Raw genomic sequence first — 18,123 nt, 5'->3', positions numbered from 1 at the left:
GTCAGCGTCGCCGCCCGTGGACGAAGAACACCCGGCGCACGTCGCGCTCACTGCGCGGCGGCACGGGGTCGGGCCAGCGCCCGAAGTCGGCGCCGCTCTCCCCGGGCTGGGTGGCCCGTACGTCGAACCCGTACCGCTCGAACAGCGCCTCCGGCTCGTCCGTGCCGAACAGCCAGGGGCAGCCCCAGCCGCTGAAGACGTCGAGGAGGCCGCGCATGTGGGGCAGGGTCAGGGCGGCGGCGTTGACGATGTCGGCGGCGATCCGGCTGCCGGGGGCCATGATCGCGGCCACCCGCTCCAGGATGCGGTGGGCGTCGGGCTCGGGGATGTAGTAGAGGAGCCCTTCGAGCAGCCAGGTGGAGGGGGCGGCGGGGTCGTACCCCGCGGCCTTCAGATCGTCCTCCCAGTCGGGGGAGGTGAGGTCGACGGCGACCTTGCGGTGGTCGACGCGGGGCTCGGCCGTCCCGAACCGCTCGTCCTTGTAGGCGAGGACCGCCGGGCGGTCGACCTCGAACCACCGCACCCTTTCAGGCCAGTTCAGGCGGTAGGCGCGGGAATCCATACCGGCCGGGGCCAGCACGATCTGCGTGGTCCGCGGGTCGGCGGCCGCCTCCTGGAGGTGATCGTCGAAGAACCGGGTGCGGATCGCGTTGTAGTCGGGGGTGCTCGGCAGGGTGCGCTCGCGGCCCGGCGGGAAGGTGGCGTGCCGTACCTCGGCGAGCAGGTCGGGGCCGATGTCGCCGGCGAGGTCGGCGGCGTGCGGGTCCTCGTACAGCCGGTCCGGGCGCTGGGTCTCGGCGGCGCGCAGAGCGGCGGTGAGGAGTGCGGTCCGCTCCACGGCGTCCAGTGATGTGCTCATGTCGGTCCTTCGGTCGGGTGGGGGTGTACCGGCATGTGGCGGAGGCTCGTCCGCCGGGCTCAGGGGGTGGCGGCGCTGCCGTGCCGTTCGGGGTCCTGGCCGGTGAGCCGGGCCCACTGGCGCGGGTCCTGCCGGAACAGCCGGTCCTTGACCTGGGTGGGCCGGATGCCGCTCTCGACCTGGGCCTGCCAGTCGCGGAGGAAGGCGTCGGGGTCCAGCCGCAGCAGCGCCGGAGCGGACAGCCGGCCCTGGGCGCGTGCCGTGCGGTAGCCGGCCGATTCGCGCCCCAGGGCCTCGTCGAGGAGGACGGTGAAGCGGTCGGACGCGTCCTGGTCCCAGGGGGTGCGCGGGGCGACGGCGAACACGTAGCCCGGGGTCCGGCCCGGGGCGCCGATGACCCGGCAGGCGGCGTTGCGCAGGGCGAGCCCGGTGGCCGTCAGCGCGCTGTCCAGGGCCCTGATGACCTGGGCGTCGCGCAGCCGCTCCCCGGCGTGGTCGGAGCGGTTCGCGCGGCCGGTGTATTCCAGGCGGGGGACGCCGCCCTCCCGGTCGAGGACGCGGACGACGTCGCCGACCGCGTAGCGGTAGAGCCCGCCGACGTGGCTGAAGACGACGTGGTAGTCGCGGCCGGTCTCCAGCTCGTGGGGGAGCAGGGTGGCGGTGCCGGGGCCGAGGTCCTGATCGGCGTCGGCGAACTCGTACACCGCGGCGTTCACCACGAGGCTGCCGGCGCTGGGGTGCCGGTCGAGGGCGACGCCCACCGGGCCCTCGGAGGCGGCCACCGGCGCGGGCAGGGCGGCGACGTCCGGCCCGAAATCCTCGCGCAGCCGGGGGAGGTAGAGCGAGGCCAGCCCGGTGGTCCAGCAGAACAGCGCGCGCATCCGCGGCCAGACGTGGGCCGGGAGCACGGCGCCGTGGCGGTGGGCGAGCCGTTCGAGTTCCTCGGCGCGGGCCGGGTTGGGGGCGCGGTGCGGCAGCCCGCCGAGCGTGCCGTCGCGGACCTCCTTGACGATCCGCGGCCACCACAGGTTCAGCTGGTACGGCACGGCGGCGACCATCGCCGGGTTGATGCCGATGACGCAGCGGACGTCGCTCTCCACCGCCAGCCGCAACCGCAGGTACATCTTCTCCGCGTGCTGGTCCGCCGCGACGGGCACGGGCAGGGTCGCCCAGGGGGCGCCGGTGCCCGGCTCCGCGGAGAGCGGTTCGCCGAAGGCGGCGCCGAAGTCGACCTGGCTGGCGCCGACATGGGGCTTCCCGGATGCCGTGGTGGGCGGCGCCGCGATCGGGTCGTGCTTGAGGTTCAGCACCGCGTCGGGGGAGGCCAGGACGTCCGGGAAGTCCTCGATGAGCGGCGCCCACGCGGCGTAGTAGAAGGGGAAGAAGGTCGTCCGCATGAAGCGGGGGGTGACCGGGATCTTCTTGTGCGCGCCGGTGGAGCCGCTGCTGGTGAAGAACACCGCGGGCCGGTCCGCGGTCAGCACGTTCGCCTCACCGCCCGCGGCCCGCTCGATCCACGGCTCCAGATCGGCGTACGTCTGCACCGGGACGGCCGAGCGGTACTCGTCGAGGGTGCGGATGCGGGCGAAACCGTGCCGCTTCCCGTACTCCGTACCGGCGTTGAACTCCAGCAGATCGCGCAGCGCCCGCTCCTGGTGGCCGGCCGGATCGGCGAAGGTGGCGCGCAGCGCCCGCCGTTCGGCGAGGACCCGCTCGCGGTAGCGCCGCACGCGAGCGGGGTCGGCCCAGGCTTCAGCTGAACTCATGGGTGAGCACCTCTCGTATCGCCTCGGCGGTGGGCTCCGGGCGGTCCATCTCCTCGATGACGGTGACGGGCAGGGCCCCGATCTCCTCCCGCATGACCTTCGCCAGGTCCGTCTGGTAGCGGCGGAAGCCGTCCCAGCCCGGCCGCGGGCCGTAGTGCTCCAGGATGTTGAGCTCGGCGCCCTGCCCGCACCGCTGCCAGGTCGTCTCGGGCGGTACGTCGAGGTAGATCACCCGGCTGGGCCGGGGGAAGGTCCGCCACCAGGTGAGCAGCGGACTTTCCCCGGCCCCGGCGAGATGGCACTTCGCCAGCAGCTTGTAGTAGTAGGAATCGACGACAACGGGTGTCCCGGCATCGCCGCGCAGCAGCTCGTCGCGCAGATGGACGACGGCGGTCTGCACGAGCGTGGCGAAGAAGTCCGGGGACCAGTCGCCCCGGTGCGGCGCCACGTCCTTGACGACGTTCCGCCGCAGCCGCCCGATGAGGGCGTGCTCGGGCGCGAGACGGTCGTCGTCCACGGAGAGGAACCGCCACGAAGGCGCGGTCCGGGCGAGTCGGTCGAGCGCCGACGACTTGCCCGAGTAATCGGGGCCGAGAAGTACGCAGAAGGGCGGATGCCCGGTGTCGCAGTCGATGGGAGCCTCCTCTACAGGGCCGAGACGAAGGTGTTGACGGCCAGATCCGCCTGGACCGGGTTGAGCCGGGGGTCGCAGAGGCTGGTGTAGCGCGCGGTCAGCGCCGCCTCGTCCGGTACGTCCGCGCCCACGCACTCGGTGACGCCCTCGGCGGCGGCCTCCAGGTGCAGACCGCCGGGGCGGACCCCGGCCTCGCGCAGCGCGGAGACGAACCCCCGGATCTCGTCGGAGATGTCCGCCAGGCTCCGCGTCTTGAGCCCGTTCGCGGCCTTGTACGTGTTGCCGTGCATCGGGTCGCAGAGCCAGACGACGGGGTGCCCCGCGTTCTTCACCGCACGGGCGAGCTCCGGCAGCAGGGGGCGGACGTCGTCCTTCCCGAACCGCGCGATCAGCGTCAGCCGGCCCGGCTCCCGCTTCGGGTCGAGGCGCTCGGCCACGTCGAGCAGGTCGCGTACCGACGCCTTGCCGCTGACCTTGCAGGCGACCGGGTTCAGCACGTCCGCCAGCAGCCGGACGTGCGCACCCTCGCTGTGCCGGGTGCGCTCCCCGATCCACGGCAGGTGGGTGGAGCCCAGGAACCAGCCACCGGTGGACTCGTTGAACCGCACCAGGGCCGTCTCGTAGTCCATGACCAGCGCCTCATGGCTGGTCCAGGTGCGCTCCCCGAGCGCCGGGCTCGGGCCGTGCCGCTCGTCGAGGGCGTCGGCCACCGTCTTGGCGGCCCGGTAGGCGCGGAGCATCCGGTCCGGGTCGTGCCGGCGGGCGGCGGGGGCCGGGTCCTCGGAGTTGACGATGTGACCGCGGAAGGCCGGCAGCAGACGGCCGTCGACGTTCTCCGTGGGCGCCGACCGGGGTTTGGCGAACTGCCCCGCGAGCCTGCCGATCCGCACGACCGGCAGCCCGGTCGGGTCCGCGAGGGCGCCGGCGAGGCGCGCTATCGCCTCCGCCTTGCGGGCCGCGTGCTCGGGCGTGCACTCCGCGAAGCTCTCCGCGCAATCGCCGGCCTGGAGCACGAAGCTGTCACCGGCCGCGACGCCGGCGAGTTCGCGGCGCAGCTGGAGCAGGTCGGGCAGCCGGGTGAGGACGGGGCGGCCGGAGAGGTCGGCGCAGACCTCGTCCCGCCGGGCCGGATCGGCCCAGGAGGGTTGCTGGCCGGACCGGTAGAAGCGCCAGCCGGTCTGGTCCCCGGCGTGGGAATGCGGAGTGCGGGCCGCCTCGTCGGCGGCCGCCAGGGCTTGGGGCATGACAGTTCCTTCACTGTGTCGGACGGCGATCAGGGGGGTGGCAGCTCGGGTCAGTCATCCGCGAGCTGGACCATGTGCGGGTTGAACTGCTCGTGCACATAGGCACGTCCACCGCCGGCGTAGTGGATGACGTACTCCTTGAAGGCGGAGTCCACCCACTGCTCGGTGAGGCTGTCGCGCCAGCGCATGAGCCCGGTGGACAGCTGCTCACGGTGCTGGTGGACGTGCTGGTCACGCAGTTGCAGGCCGATGGGGGTGAGCGAGTCGGGCACGCCCATACGGCTGCGGGCCGCGCCGTCGAACACCACCCGGTTGATGCTGACCACCTCCTGCTCGGAGGTCACCAGGCAGGAGCGGCGCTCCAGAACGACGGTGGTGTCCACGAGTCCGAGCGCGGAACGGATCCCGCTCGGGAGCCGGTCCGCGGTGGTGTCGCCCTGGGCGTCGACCCGGATCGACAGCTCGTGGCCGGTGAGGGCCTGTAAGAGCAGGGTGGTGGAACCGTCGCAGGCCAGCAGCATGCGGGTGCTGGCGCTCAGTTCAGGTTTCGTATGGAGGAGGGTCATCGTGGGTCTCCTGAGCTGCCCTTGGTGTGCTGGAGAGGGAACATCCGGTGAGCGCGCCGGTACGGGCGGGGTGGCCACGCCGCGGGTCGGGGCGCGGCCACCCCGGTGGGACGGGGCGCGTCAGCTCGCCCGCGCCGCTTCGGCCGGCTTGCTGCCGGGCTCGGTGCCGCCTGTACCGGTCGCGGTACCGGCGGGCAGCGGCGGGCGGGTGCGCCCGAAGCGGTTCATCATCGGCCGCTCCACGCTGATGTACAGCAGCCAGGAGAAGAACACGCTGATGGCGACCTCCAGGGCGAGCAGTCCGGCCGCGGCCGGGAAGCTGTGCACCGGACTGAGCCCGAAGCGGTCGACGAAGACGTGCACGGTGATGTCGTGGACCAGGTAGAAGGCGAACGAGATCTCACCGAGCCACACACAGACCCGGTTCCGCAGGACCGACCGCCCGCCCGAGATGTCGGTGGTGGCCATCGTGGCGATCAGCAGCGCGATCGGGACCAGCGTCACGGCGCTCATGCCGAACAGCCACGGCACCCACAGGAGTTCGGCGACGTAGGCGACGGCGACCAGGAGCAGCGCCGGGAGGACCGGGAAGTTGATCCAGCGGCCGGTCATGACGATCCGGGCCATCAGGATGCCCACCGCGAACTCGGCGATCCGGAACGGCGGCAGCTGCCAGACGAACCAGTACTGCAGCACGGAGGTCTTGAACCCCAGCGGCATGGTCGGCGTGTCGGGCAGGGCCGCGTAGGCGACGGCCGGGACGAGGATCACGAAGGCGGCCAGGACGCCCACCCACATCCACAGCCGCTCGGGCCGGATGCGCTGGATCGCCCGGTGCAGCCAGGGGAAGCACAGATAGAAGATGATCTCGACGGAGAGCGACCAGCTGGGCGGGTTGACGCTCTGGAACGTCTTCGGGTCCGGGATCCACGTGTGCAGCAGGAAGAAGTTGGGGAGCCCCTGCTTCCAGGTGTTGGTGGCCCAGGCGAACAGCACCATCGCGATGACGAAGGTCACCACGTGGTTGGGGTAGATCTTGACGATCCGCCGCCGCAGGAACTGCCGCGGCTTGTCGCCCGGCCGCGCCGACCAGGTCAGCACGAACCCGCTGAGCACGAAGAAGAATCCGACGCCCAGCCAGCCCGCCTTGCTGACCACGGTCGTGACGGATTCGGCGCTGCCGCCCGTGAACGGCGTGTACGGCGGCAGCGTGGAGTGGAAGAGGAAAACCAGGAACGCGGCGAAGAACCGCATGCCGGTCAGCGAGGGCAGCCGTGCGAAGCGCGCGGACGCGGGCACGGTCGTCCTGGTCGGGCTGGACATGGTGAGGACTCCCGAGGTGTGTGAGCGGTGGAACGGCCGGGTCAACCCGCCGGTGTGACGACGCCCTTGGCGTCCAGGAGGAACTCGGTGTAATTGCCGTCGTGCGGCATGCCCGGCACCAGTTCCCACGGCAGGACGGCACCGTCGGTGATCTTCCGGACGGACGGGTCGAGCAGCGCCTGTCCGGTGACCGCGGCGTTGTCCGTCAGCAGGTTGAGCACCAGCGACGGCCGCAGCGGCGCGATGCCGTCGGCCGGGCTCCAGGGGGCGAGAACGACGAACGGGAAGCCCAGCTCGGTGCCGATGGCCGGATGGTCCGCGCGGTCGGCGGTCAGGACCACGGGCCGCGGCAGGAAGGAGCCGTCACCGAGGTCGACGAGGAAGTCGTCGCCGTACAGCGGGGTGCTGTGGTCGGTGAGTTCGGTGGTCAGCTTCGCCATCTGCCGGCGCAGCGCCTCGGCGCGCTCCCGCCCGACGACGAGGAGGACGCTCTCCGGGTCCGCGGCGGGCAGCACCGGGATCCGCGCCAGCCGCTCGGCGAGCCCGGCCGCGGTCTCCTGGACGTCGTTGCTGGTCAAGACGGCGGAGAGATTGGTGCAGCGGGTGCCGCCGTCGAACGCCGCGCTCGTGGTCAGATGATCCAGGAGGGCGTCGGTCAGCGGGACGTCGACCAGGGCCCGGGAGCGCCCCGGACCGCGGGTGGCCACCCGGGCTCGGTCGTCCCAGGCGCTCACGGCCTGCTCGTTGCCGTAGATGATGCCGCGGTCGGCGGCGTTCAGCAGGAACGTGCCGACGGCGTGCGGGCTCGGCAGGAAGGCCAGTTTCTCCGGCGGCAGCCCGGCGGCGAGCAGCGCGGCGGCGAGCCGCCGCGGGGTGAACGGGTCCCGGCTGCCGGGCCGGACGATGACGCTGTAGCCGTGGTAGAGCGGCTGCACCCACGTGGCGTGCGGCAGCGGGTGGTTGCTGGCCATCACCGCGGTGAAGAGCCGGCCCGAGGGTGCCCGGTGGACGCGGTGGGTGGGCCGCAGCTGCGCGGCGGGCAGCTCCGCCGCGGCGGTCGCGGGCAGCTCCTCGATCTCGGTGGCCATGTCGGTCAGGCCCCGCCGGATGGTGGTGGACGCCAGACCGGTGGCGCGCACCGTGTGGCGCACGTACTCCTCGGGGCTCTCACCGTCCAGCTCGGCCGTGGCGAACAGCTGCGCTGCCGTACGGAAGACCTCCGGCCGGGGCGGCAGCCCGTCGGCGGCGCGGCGCAGCCGGTTGACGGCGGACTGGGCGGCCAGCCGGGGGGCGAGACCGATGTCCGCGAGCGGTTCGCCGTGCACGTCCCGCAGGACGCTGCGGTCGGCGCTGGTCTGTCTCTCCCCGGCGACGAACGGGTCGACGACGATCACGTCAGTACACCCCCTCCACGACGTCGGCGTCCTCGTAGGTCGCCACGCTCGCCACCTCGGCCAGCCCGTCGACGCCGCCCTCCTCGGACGGCGGGACCCGGATGGCGCTGTCCCGCTCCAGCACGTTGGGCAGGAACATTTCTTCACTGACGAGGTTGACCCGGACCCGGCCGCGCTCGCCGTAGCCGACCTGCTCGCCGTTGTCATCCACCAGGTCGAGCCGGGTGGTCTCGGCGAACGGTTCGAAGACGCACGGGTAGGTGTCCTCCGGTGTCCGGACGCGCTGCGGGGCCACGCCCATGAGGCTGTTCCCGTAGATCCCGACCAGGCGGACGCCGGGGAAGAAGTCCTGCTGCACCAGGCGCAGGCTCTCCGGGCTGAAGGTGGTACCGGCCCAGATGATCGCCTCGACGCGGGAGGCGACGAGTTCGTACAGGTCCGGGCGGGCGCAGATGGCCTCGATCAGCGGCGGTGTGGTGCTGAGCATCCGTACCGGCTGGCTCAGCAGGACCTCGCGCGCCTGGTCGAGGAGGTGGTCGATGTAGTCGTCGGCCTCCTGCTGCCGGCCGGCGCCGAGGAGGCGTTTGACCCAGCGCGGGTCGAGATCGACGGTGTAGCACAGGCCGCCGGCGGGCTCGGCGTAGCGGGAGGTGTCGAAGGCCACCACATGCGGGCCGGTGGGCCCCAGGTGCAGCCAGTCGCCGGTCTCCGGCACACCGTGGTCGGTCAGCCGCTGCCGGGTCCAAAGGCCCATCCGGGAGCGGTAGGCACCGTCGACGATCCGCTTGGGGGCGCCGGTGGTGCCGCCGGACTCGAAGACCCGGAAGACCTGGCCGGGGGCGGCGCCCCGGGGTATCAGGTCGGCCGCCGGAACGGTGCGCAGTTCGCGGCTGACGTCGGGGAAGCGGACCAGGTCGGCGGCGCCCGTGACCTCGGTACGCGGGTCGAAGCCCAGGTCGTCGCGGTGGGCGAGCCAGAACGGCGAGCCGGTGCGGTCGTCGAAGTGCCAGGCCGTCATGGCGCGGACGTGGGCGTCGAAGTCGGTCTCCCCGGTCGGTGGCCGGGGTGGATCGGGCAGGGGGGCAGGGGTGAGGGTCACGCGATCGTCCCTTCGGAGCGGTGCAGTGCGGTGCAGTGCGGTGCCGCGTCAGAACGGCTGGTTGAGCGCGTCGTCGACCTGGTGCGCCACCGCTTCCAGGCCGTTCTTGAGGAAGTCGACCTGCCGGTCGAGGGATGCCTGGTCGGTGGTGTTCATCTCGGCCAGGAGGATGTTGCGGGAGGCGTCCTGCGCGATCTTGGCGCGGGCGAACCTGCGCTCCTGGAACTCGGCCAGCAGACCGCGCAGGTCACCGTCCCGGCCGAGCGTCTCGCCCAGCACGGCGGCGTCCTCGATGGCCATGGCCGCGCCCTGGGTGCGGTGCGGCGCCATGGCGTGGGCGGCGTCCCCGAGCAGCAGCAGCCCCTCGTGGTACCAGGGCAGCGGGAGGAGCACCTCCTCGATCGGCGCGTACACGATGTCGTCGTCCGGCTTGATCTGCTCGCGCAGTTCGCCGAGGAGACCGGTGTAGCCGGACAGCCGCTCGGTGAGGTGGTCGTAGAACCGCTCCCGCGCGTGGCGGGGGTTGCCCGGCTCCGGGGTGACGTGGAGCAGGTACATGACGTCCTGGTTGAGCGGGAACAGGCCCGCCTTGGTGCCCATGCCCTGGAAGTACATGTTCCGGGTGACGTCGGGGTGCCGGTCGAGGGCCACCCGCCACACCGAGTAGCCGGTGAACCGGGGCTCGATGCCGAGGGCCGCCTTACGGAACGACGAGCGGATCCCGTCGAACGCGACCACCAGGTCGTAGTGCTCGGTGCTGCCGTCGGTGAGGGTGGCGTCGACCCCGCCGTCCGCGGTGGTCCGCATGGTGTCCACGGAAGTGCCGTAGCGGATCTTGGTTCCTACGCTGACGCAGGCCCGCTCCAGGATCTGGGCCAGGTCCCGGCGCTGGATGGCGCAGTTGGCCGGTACGCCGCCGACGCCCAGCTTCGACCGCAGTGCGAGCAGCAGCCGGGAGGCGGAGTCGTGGAAATCGACACGGTCGAAGGTGAAACCGTGGGCGAGCACGTCGTCGAGCAGACCGAGCTGCTTCAGGGCCCGCAGTGCGTTGCCCGGGATGTTGATACCGACACCGGCGACGAGGTTCTCCGACTGGATCTCGACGACGGTGGTCTCGATGCCTTGCTGCCCGAGCGCGGCGCCGGCGGCGAGACCGCCGATGCCCCCTCCGATGATCAGGATGCGGCGTTTCACTGTGACTCCTCACGCATGATGGGACGATTCCGGGTCACTGGTGCTGGTGCTGCTGTCAGTGCTGGGGCAGGCCCGCCACCCAGCGGGCGTGGTTGCGGACGAGCTGCCGGTCGGGCTGGATCAGGAAGAGGACCCGGTCCGACGTGATGAACTCGTCGGCGAAGGGGCCGCCCAGGTATTTCCGCGACAGCTCGTCGATGTGCTCGCGGGCCTGGGTGCCGAGGATCTCCTTGACGACCCGGCCGCGTATCTCGGCGAAGTTCATGGCGTCGTCGTGCTGCCAGATGGTGAGGGTGGTCCGCGGGTCGCGGCGCAGGTTGCGCACCTTCTGCCGGGCCACCTCGCTGTTGACGGCGAGGTGGTCACCGATGGTGGAGACCCAGACGATCTGGGTCTGCGGGGTCCCGTCGCGCATCAGGGTGGTCAGCGCGGCGAAGTTCGGTCCGTCCGCGAGGGCGCGGACCTCCGGGTCGAGGCGGGGACCCACCTCGATGTCCATCTCCTGGTGAGCGGGCATGCTGTGTCCTTCCTTCGGGAGCGTGTTCCTTCGGGATTTCTTCGCCGGCGCCCGGCCGCCGGGAAGACGGCGGCGAGGGAGCCGGGGGACGCGCAAGAGGTGCCGGGGCACGGAGAGAAGGTGCCTCGGGCAGCGGGTGAAAGTGCCAGGGGCAAGCCCGGGACGCGGGTGGAGAGAGCGCCGCGCCGAGGGCGGGGAGAGCGCCGCGGTCGCGGCGGGAAGGCGCCCGGGGCGCCCGCGGGGCGGGGCCGGGGACGTGACGGGGGAGGCCGCCGGGCACGACGTGAGGGTGCCGGGGCGCGCTACGGGACGGGTGCCGGGGACGTGGTGGGAGAGGGCGCCGGATCAGGGCGGGGAGAGGGCCGGAGGCGGTGCGGGGGAGGGCTGGGGTCGCACCGTGGCCGGGGCGGGGCTCATCCCCGCAGCGCGGGGCTGGACTCCTCCGTCTCCGTGGGCTCGGCCGCCGGGCGGGAGCGCTTGCGGCCGCGGAGCGCGCCCACGCTGATGATGAGGGCGATACCGGCGAGCAGTTCGAAGCCGGCGCCGGCCAGCGGGTTCCAGCGGAGCATGCCCGCGTTGGCCAGCAGTCCGCCGACCGCGGCGGCGACCATCTGACCCACGTACACGGCGCTGTTGTTCAGGGCGAGGAGCATGTCACCGCGGTCCCCGCCGATGCCCAGGGCCCGGTGGAGCAGCAGCGGGAAGCTGGGCCAGTGGACCAGACCCCAGACCCCGACGGCGATGGCCGCGGCCAGCGGCCAGCGGATGGCCGGGGTGAGCACGACCAGCCAGATGCCGAGCGCGCTGATGGTGAGCGAGAGGCCGACGACCGCGCCGAACTTGTCGGCCAGCCGGCCGCCGACGAAGACACCGCCGAAGCTGCCGACACCGAAGAGCAGCAGGATCCACGACTGCTGGCCGGCGGTGAGCCCGGTGATCTGCTCCAGGATGGAGCCGAGGTAGGTGTAGACGGTGAACGTACCGGCGGTCCACACGGCGGTCACGATCAGATGGGTGGGCGCCTGCGGGATCCGGATCGCGGCCATCCGCTCCCGCACCGTGGCGCCGGGGCCGGTGGAGACGTGCGGCAGGAAGAGCTGGATACCGGCGACCGTGATGGCCGCGAGGATGGCGACCAGGCCGAACGCCCAGCGCCAGGAGGAAAGTTCACCGACCCAGTTGCCGATCGGCACACCGAAGGCGATGGCGCTGGTCATGCCCGCGTAGACGATGGCCAGCGCCCGGCCCCGTACCTCCGGCGGGCTGATGCGGGCGGCGACCGCGGAGGCGTTGGCCGAGTACAGGGCGGCGCCCGCACCCGTGATCACCCGGCTGATCAGCAGCACGGTGAAGTTGGTCGAGAACGCCGACAGGGCGTTGCCGAGGCCGAAGACCAACATCACCGAGATGAGCAGCGGCTTCCGTCGGAATTTGGCGGTGAGTCCGGCCAGGATCGGCGCTCCCACCGCGTACGCGGCAGCGAACGCGGTGGAGGTCTGTCCTGCGAGTGCCGTCGAGAGATGCAGGTCCCGTCCCACTGCGGGCAGCAGTCCGGAGACGATGAAAAGGTCGGTGCCGGTTGCGAATGTTCCCAGCGCGAGGACCCACACCCGTGGGTCCACCCGCCCGGCCGAACTCACCGAGCGCATCGGAGTCGTCCTTTCCAGAGAGGGTGATCTCAGATCAGATGGCGGTATCCAGCGCGGTACCCCGCCAGGTGTCGATCTCCTTGGCGACGTCCTCCAGCTTGCTCTCCATGCGCGCGACGCAGTCCGCGCCGAGCGGCAGGCGCAGCGGGGGCTCGTCCGCCTCGGCGACGGTGACGATCGCCCGCGCGCCCTTGACCGGGTCGCCGGGCTGCTGGTGGTTGTTGTCCACCGCCCACTCGCGGGTCTTGCCGACGGTGCCGGCGTAGTCGTCGATCGCCGTGGTGGCGTGCAGCGAGGAGCCGTCCAGGAAGTCGGTGCGGAAGACACCGGGCTCGACGATGGTGACGTGGATGCCGAGCGGCGCCAGGTCGGCGCGGAGGGCCTCGCTGAGGCCCTCGACCGCGAACTTGGTGCTGTTGTAGATGCCCCAGCCCGAGCCGGCGGTGAAGCCGCCGACGGAGCTGATGTTGAGGATCCGGCCGGAGCGCTGCCGGCGCATGTGCGGCAGCACCGCCCGGGTGACGGCGAGCAGCCCGAAGACGTTGATGTCGTAGACCGCGCGCACCTCGGTGTCCGACGCCTCCTCGACGGCGCCGAGCAGACCGCGGCCGGCGTTGTTCACCAGGACGTCGATCCGGCCGAAGCGCTCGATCGCGGCCTTCGCCACTTCCTGTGCCTGCTGCTCGTCGGTCACGTCGAGCGGCAGGGCCAGCACCTTGTCACCGTGCTCACCGAGCGCGGCCCGCACGACCTCCGCGTCGCGCGCCGTCGCGACGACCTGGTTCCCGTTGGCCAGCGCCTCCCGGGCGATGTGCAGGCCAAAGCCACGGGAACTGCCGGTGATCAGCCAAACGGACATGAACTTCCTCCAACTTTCGGTGTGTTGCGACGGCCGACTGGCCGCGGTGTGCGGTCGGCGTCCCTCAGACGCCGGCGTGCTGCGTGAAGAACCGGGCCAGCACCGCGGTGAACCCCTCGGGGTCCTCCGCCAGCGCGTTGTGGCCCGTGTCGATCTCGGCGTAGTCCGTGTCCGGGATCGCCTCGCGCAGCAGTTGTTGCTGGTGTGCGCCGCAGACGCGGTCGTGCGCGCTGGCGAACACCAGAGTCGGTGCGGTGATGCGGCCGAGCAGCGGCCGCAGGTCGACGGTGAGACCGACCTCGAAGTGCCGGGCGGTGCCGGGCTGGCCGTTCTCCGCGAGGTGCTGGACGAGCTTTTCGTGCGACGCCTTGTCGGATGCCGCCCAGTAGCGGGGGCCGAGGGTCGCCAGGGGGAACATCTGCGGAACGAGTGAGGTGCCCAACTCCGCGTCGGTGCGCAGGAGATCGAGCGAGTAGCTGAAGTCCGCCGTCATGCGCTCATCGGTGTGGGCCCAGCCGGCGTGCGAGACGATCGAGAGCACGCGCCCGGGGTGCTCGGCCGCGAGGCGGAGCGCGACCACCGCCCCGAGGGAGTGGCCGGCGATGTGGAAGGAGCCGAACCCGGCGTGGTCGGCCACCGCCAGCACCTCGGCGACCAGGTCGTCCAAGGTCAGCGGGCCGCCGTGGTCGGTCGTGTCACCGGAGCCGGAGAGATCCGGGGTGACGACGGTGAATTTCTCTGCGAGTTGCTCGGCCTGCTGTTCCCAGGCCGTACCGCGGGTCCCGGTGCCGTGCACCAGTATCAGAGCCGGGCCGCTGCCGCTGATGCCGTACGCGACGTCGGCATCGCCTCCGCTGATCCGTAACCCCGCACTCGGCATGTCGGCTGCCTCCTAGAGAGAGATTCATCAACTGCCGGACAAGATGGGACCACGAGTCGAGGTTAGATTCAAGTATCACTTTTAACTGAAAGCCAAGTAAGTGAGCGACTTGGAGCGCGACCGGCGCGGTTGCCCGCCCGCCGCGGAGCCGTCCGTCGCAGGTGAGGCCCTTTTCCGGGGTGCAGCGGGGCAACTGGACGCGGTGAGTTCAATCTTGACCTTGCGTCAATCATTGAACGACTATCACTCCTGCATCACCGACGCTTCGCTCACACGTGAAGGCAGGTACGCCACATGGATCAGTCCGAAGTAGCGTCCGATCGTTCGATAGCCGTCATCGGTCTGGGGTGCAGGCTCCCCGGCGCCTCGAACGCCGACGAGTTCTGGGAGCGTCTGATCGGCAATGCCGACAGCGTCACGGCGATTCCCGGCGACCGGTACGACGTGGCCGCGTACCACGCTCCCGAGCCGGGCACGCCCGGCAAGTCGGTCTCGGCGAAGGGCGGATTCATCGACGACCCCTTCGCCTTCGACCCCGGCTTCTTCGGCGTCTCACCCGCCGAGGCCCGCGCCATCGACCCGCAGCACCGCGTCCTGCTCCAGGTCGTCTGGGAGGCGCTGGAGGACGCGGGCATCCGCCCCTCCGCCCTGGCGGGCAGCCGCACCGGCGTCTTCGTCGGGCAGGCGACCGCCGAATACGGCGACGAGCAGCGGCCGTTGAGTGAGCAGGACATCCGGTACACCCTCAGCAGCCAGTTACGGTCCATGGCCGCGGGACGCGTCTCGTACGCGCTGGACCTGCGCGGTCCCAGCATCGTGCTGGACACGGCCTGCTCCTCGTCCCTGGTGGCGGTGCACATGGCCCGGCAGAGTCTGCTCACCGGGGAAAGCGACCTCGCCGTCGTCGGCGGCGTCAACGTGATCCTCTCACCCCGGGACTCCATCGCCTATTCGCAGGCGGCCATGCTCTCGCCGGAGGGCCGCTGCGCGTTCGGCGACGCCGACGCCGACGGGTTCGTCCGCAGTGACGGCGTCGGCGTCGTCCTGCTCAAGCGCCTCGCGGACGCCCGGCGCGACGGTGACCCGGTCCTGGCACAGCTCACCGGCAGCGCGGTCAACAACGACGGGCGCAGCAGCGGGCTGCTGGTGAAGCCGTCCGTCACGGGCCAGGCCGAGATGGTCCGCGAGGCGTGCCGCACCTCCGGGATCACCCCGGACGACCTCAGCTACGTCGAGGCGCACGGCACCGGCACCTCCGTCGGGGACGCCGTGGAACTGACGGCACTGGCCGCGGCGTTGAGCCCGGAGCGCGGTGCACGGCGCCCGCTTCTGACCGGATCGGTGAAGAGCAACATCGGCCACACCGAGGCGGCCGCCGGTATCGCGGGGCTGATCAAGACCGTCCTCATCGCCCACCACGGCGTGATCCCCGCCTCGCTCCACATGCGCACCCCGCACCCGCTGCTGCGGGAGCCCGGCTTCCCCCTCCGCGTGGTCACCGGGAACGAACCCCTGCCAGAGCGCGAGGGGACCTACCTCGGGGTCAGCTCCTTCGGTCTGTCGGGCACCAACGCCCATGTCGTCGTGGGCCGGGTCCCCTCGAAGCCCGCCGCCCGCCCCGCGCCCCCCGCCGCGGACACCCGGCCCGAACTGCTGGTGATCAGCGCGCGCTCGCAACGTTCCCTGGAGCGGCTCGCGGTGGCCTACGCGCGCCATCTGCGGCCCGGTGGCGCCGGCCATCAGGTGCCGCTGCGCGACATCTGCGCCGCGGCGGCGCTGCGCCGCGATCACCACCCGTACCGGATGTGGGTGATCGGCGGCGGCCACGAGGAGATGGCCGGCCGGCTGGAGGCGCTGGCGGCCGGTGCGGAGATCGCGGACGGCGGACGCGGTGAGGCCGGCTTCGGCGCGGCGCGGCAGACGGTGTTCGTCTTCCCCGGGCAGGGGGCGCAGTGGTCCGGCATGGGGCGCGGGCTGCTCGACGCCTTCCCCGCCTTCCGTACGCGGATGGCCGAGTGCGACGCCGCGATCCAGGAGGAACTGGGCTGGTCCGTCATCGCGTTGCTCCGGTGCGAGCAGGAGGAGTTCCCCACCGGGATCGACGTGGTCCAGCCGGCGCTCTGGGCGATGGAGGTGTCGCTGGCCGCCCTCTGGCGGGACCTCGGCGTCAGCCCGGCCGCCTGCGTCGGGCACAGCATGGGGGAGACGGCCGCCGCCGTGGTCGCCGGCGCGCTGTCGGTGCGCGACGCGGCCGCGGTCATCTGCCGCCGCAGCCGGCTCATGCGCCGCCTCGGGGGCCGGGGCCGGATGCTGGCCACCGACCTCTCGCCGGACGAGGCCGAGCTGGTCGTCGCCCGGCACTCCGGAGCCCTGTGCGTCGCGGCGGAGAACTCACCGCACTCCACGGTCCTCGCCGGAGATCCCGAAATCCTCGCCGGGCTCGCCGAGTCCATGACGGAGCGCGGCCGGCTGGCGCGTTTCGTCAACGTCGGTGTGGCCTCCCACTCGCCCGACATGGACCCGCTGCGGCCCGATCTTCTCCGCGCCCTGACCGGCCTCGCGCCGCGCGGGACGGCCCTGCCGCTCCACTCCACCGTGCGTGCCGACCCCGTCCCCGGGACGGACCTCGACGCCGGGTACTGGATGGACAACCTGCGGCGCCCGGTACGGTTCGCCGGCGTCGTGGCGCAGTTGGCGAAGCAGACGGAGAGCGTCTTCCTGGAGATCGGCCCGCACCCGCTGCTGACCTCGGCGGTGGAGGAGACCCTGGACGCGGTCGGCACCCCGAACCTCACCGTCGCCTCCCTGCGCCGGCGGGAGGGCGAGGGCGCCGAACTCGCCCGCGCCGCCGGACGGCTCCACGCCGCGGGCGCCGGTATCGACTTCTCCCGCTGGTTCCGGGGCGCCGCCCGGCCCGTGCCCCTGCCGCGCTACCCCTGGGACAACGAGCACCTGCGGGAGCCGGCGGCCCCTCCGGCGCCCCTTACGGCGGCCCCCGGTTTCGTTCACGAACGTCCCCTCTATATAGAGGCCCTGTCGGCGTCGTTCCGCGGCACGGCCGTCGTACCGCCGATGGTGTACGTCGACGCCGTGCTGAAGGCGGCGCGCTCCGAACTCGGCGGCCACCCCCGCCTGGAGGAGGTCACACTGACCGGCGAACTGGTCGACCGGCACCGGGCGGAAGGGGCCTCGCTCCGCGTCGAACTGCGCCCCGCGGGCCCCGACCACCTCGCGACGGTCCAGGTCGTCGCCCCCGGACCGTCCGGGGAACCGCCCCGCACCTGCCTGACGGCCCGCGTCACCTCGTCCCCGCTCCCGGACGGTGGCGCGCCCGAGAGCGTGGACGCGTCGCTCGCGCACTGCACCGAGTACCTGTCGGGAGCGGACTTCTACGACGAGCTCCGCGGTCACGGCTACGACCTCCCCGCCGACCTCGCGGGCGTCCGGCGGATCTGGAGACGGAACGGCCGCGCGGTGGCCCGGCTGCGTCCACCGTCCCCCGGGCACACCGCCGCATGGGAGATACCCCTCCAGCCCCTGCTCGCGGTCCTGCCCGGCAGCGGTCCGGACGGCGCGCCCCGCAGCTATCTGCCGGTCGGCATCGACTCCGTACGGGTGCACGGCGACTCGTCCGACCTGACGGGAGAGGTGTGGAGCGCGGCCGTGCTCCACACGGAGCCGGAGAGCGCCACCACGTCCCGGGACTCCGTCGTCCGCGCGGACATCGTGATCCACGCGGACGACGGGGAGCGCGTACTGGCGGAGCTGTACGGCATCCAGCTGTTGCAACTGTCCGGTGTCAGGGGGGCGGCGGACGTCCGGAAGGCGCCGCCGCGGCGGGAGACCCGGTCCGCGGAACCCGCGCCGCCTGCGCCGAGGAGCGCGCGGGAGCCCGTGCCCGAGCCGGCCGCCGGCGCCGCCGCGTCCGTACTGGCGCACGCCGCCGCGGTTCTCGGGATGACGCCCGAACGCATCGACCGGCGACGCCCGCTGAGCGAGCTGGGCCTCGACTCCATCACCGCCGTCCGGCTGCGGCAGCGCATCCGGACGGCGCTGGGCATAGATCTGCCGGTGGGGCGGCTGCTCGGCAGGGAGAGCATCGGTCAGCTGGCGGCCTCGACCGAGGTTTAAATGAGTAC

At 72.2% G+C, this 18,123-nt stretch carries 14 protein-coding genes; 1 reads left to right on the top strand and 13 read right to left on the bottom strand.

Features of this window, described 5'->3' with window-relative positions:
• Position 1 precedes the first annotated feature (1 nt).
• The 13 genes from ACZ4M8_RS17665 to ACZ4M8_RS17605 all read right to left on the bottom strand — a co-directional run bounded on the left by ACZ4M8_RS17665 (position 2) and on the right by ACZ4M8_RS17605 (position 13,984).
• Entirely contained in the window at positions 2-859 is an 858-nt protein-coding gene (locus ACZ4M8_RS17665; RefSeq protein ID WP_467608224.1) for a class I SAM-dependent methyltransferase, read from the bottom strand.
• A gap of 59 nt (positions 860-918) precedes the next feature.
• Positions 919-2,625 carry a GH3 auxin-responsive promoter family protein gene (locus ACZ4M8_RS17660; RefSeq protein WP_467608222.1) on the bottom strand — a complete coding sequence of 569 codons (1,707 nt, stop codon included), beginning with the start codon at positions 2,623-2,625 and terminating at the stop codon, positions 919-921.
• Positions 2,612-3,142: a hypothetical protein gene (locus ACZ4M8_RS17655; RefSeq protein WP_467608219.1), complete on the bottom strand. Its 531-nt coding sequence runs from the start codon at positions 3,140-3,142 to the stop codon at positions 2,612-2,614. Before ACZ4M8_RS17655 ends, ACZ4M8_RS17660 begins: the two co-directional genes overlap by 14 nt.
• A 128-nt stretch (positions 3,143-3,270) precedes the next feature.
• The gene (locus tag ACZ4M8_RS17650) at positions 3,271-4,503 is read right to left on the bottom strand and encodes a 3-deoxy-7-phosphoheptulonate synthase (protein WP_467608218.1); all 1,233 of its coding nucleotides are present in this window, start codon (positions 4,501-4,503) and stop codon (positions 3,271-3,273) included.
• A 50-nt stretch (positions 4,504-4,553) separates the two neighbouring features.
• The gene (locus ACZ4M8_RS17645) at positions 4,554-5,069 is read right to left on the bottom strand and encodes a hypothetical protein (RefSeq protein ID WP_467608217.1); all 516 of its coding nucleotides are present in this window, start codon (positions 5,067-5,069) and stop codon (positions 4,554-4,556) included.
• Positions 5,070-5,189: 120 nt separating this feature from the next.
• Positions 5,190-6,392, bottom strand: a complete 1,203-nt coding sequence (locus ACZ4M8_RS17640; RefSeq protein ID WP_467608215.1) for an acyltransferase family protein — start codon at positions 6,390-6,392, stop codon at positions 5,190-5,192.
• A gap of 41 nt (positions 6,393-6,433) precedes the next feature.
• Entirely contained in the window at positions 6,434-7,786 is a 1,353-nt protein-coding gene (locus tag ACZ4M8_RS17635) for an aldehyde dehydrogenase family protein (protein WP_467608214.1), read from the bottom strand.
• Between the two features lies 1 nt (position 7,787).
• A complete protein-coding gene (locus ACZ4M8_RS17630; RefSeq protein WP_467608211.1) occupies positions 7,788-8,885 on the bottom strand; it encodes a phenazine biosynthesis protein in 1,098 nt (365 codons plus the stop codon).
• Positions 8,886-8,933: 48 nt separating this feature from the next.
• The gene (locus ACZ4M8_RS17625) at positions 8,934-10,079 is read right to left on the bottom strand and encodes an FAD-dependent monooxygenase (protein ID WP_467608208.1); all 1,146 of its coding nucleotides are present in this window, start codon (positions 10,077-10,079) and stop codon (positions 8,934-8,936) included.
• 55 nt (positions 10,080-10,134) lie between these two features.
• Positions 10,135-10,596, bottom strand: coding sequence for a TIGR03618 family F420-dependent PPOX class oxidoreductase (locus tag ACZ4M8_RS17620; RefSeq protein WP_467608207.1), 462 nt, complete (start codon positions 10,594-10,596; stop codon positions 10,135-10,137).
• 413 nt (positions 10,597-11,009) lie between these two features.
• The gene (locus tag ACZ4M8_RS17615) at positions 11,010-12,245 is read right to left on the bottom strand and encodes an MFS transporter (protein ID WP_467608205.1); all 1,236 of its coding nucleotides are present in this window, start codon (positions 12,243-12,245) and stop codon (positions 11,010-11,012) included.
• 34 nt (positions 12,246-12,279) lie between these two features.
• A complete protein-coding gene (locus tag ACZ4M8_RS17610; RefSeq protein ID WP_467608204.1) occupies positions 12,280-13,104 on the bottom strand; it encodes an oxidoreductase in 825 nt (274 codons plus the stop codon).
• Positions 13,105-13,168: 64 nt separating this feature from the next.
• A complete protein-coding gene (locus ACZ4M8_RS17605) occupies positions 13,169-13,984 on the bottom strand; it encodes an alpha/beta fold hydrolase (RefSeq protein WP_467608201.1) in 816 nt (271 codons plus the stop codon).
• A gap of 294 nt (positions 13,985-14,278) precedes the next feature.
• Here ACZ4M8_RS17605 and ACZ4M8_RS17600 point away from each other — a divergent pair, with 294 nt between their 5' ends.
• Positions 14,279-18,115, top strand: coding sequence for a type I polyketide synthase (locus ACZ4M8_RS17600; RefSeq protein WP_467608200.1), 3,837 nt, complete (start codon positions 14,279-14,281; stop codon positions 18,113-18,115).
• The last annotated feature ends 8 nt before the right edge of the window (positions 18,116-18,123 follow it).

It is taken from the genome of Streptomyces sp. NPDC027185 (genome assembly GCF_055567035.1).
This window is presented reverse-complemented; position numbering and strand designations above follow the sequence as displayed.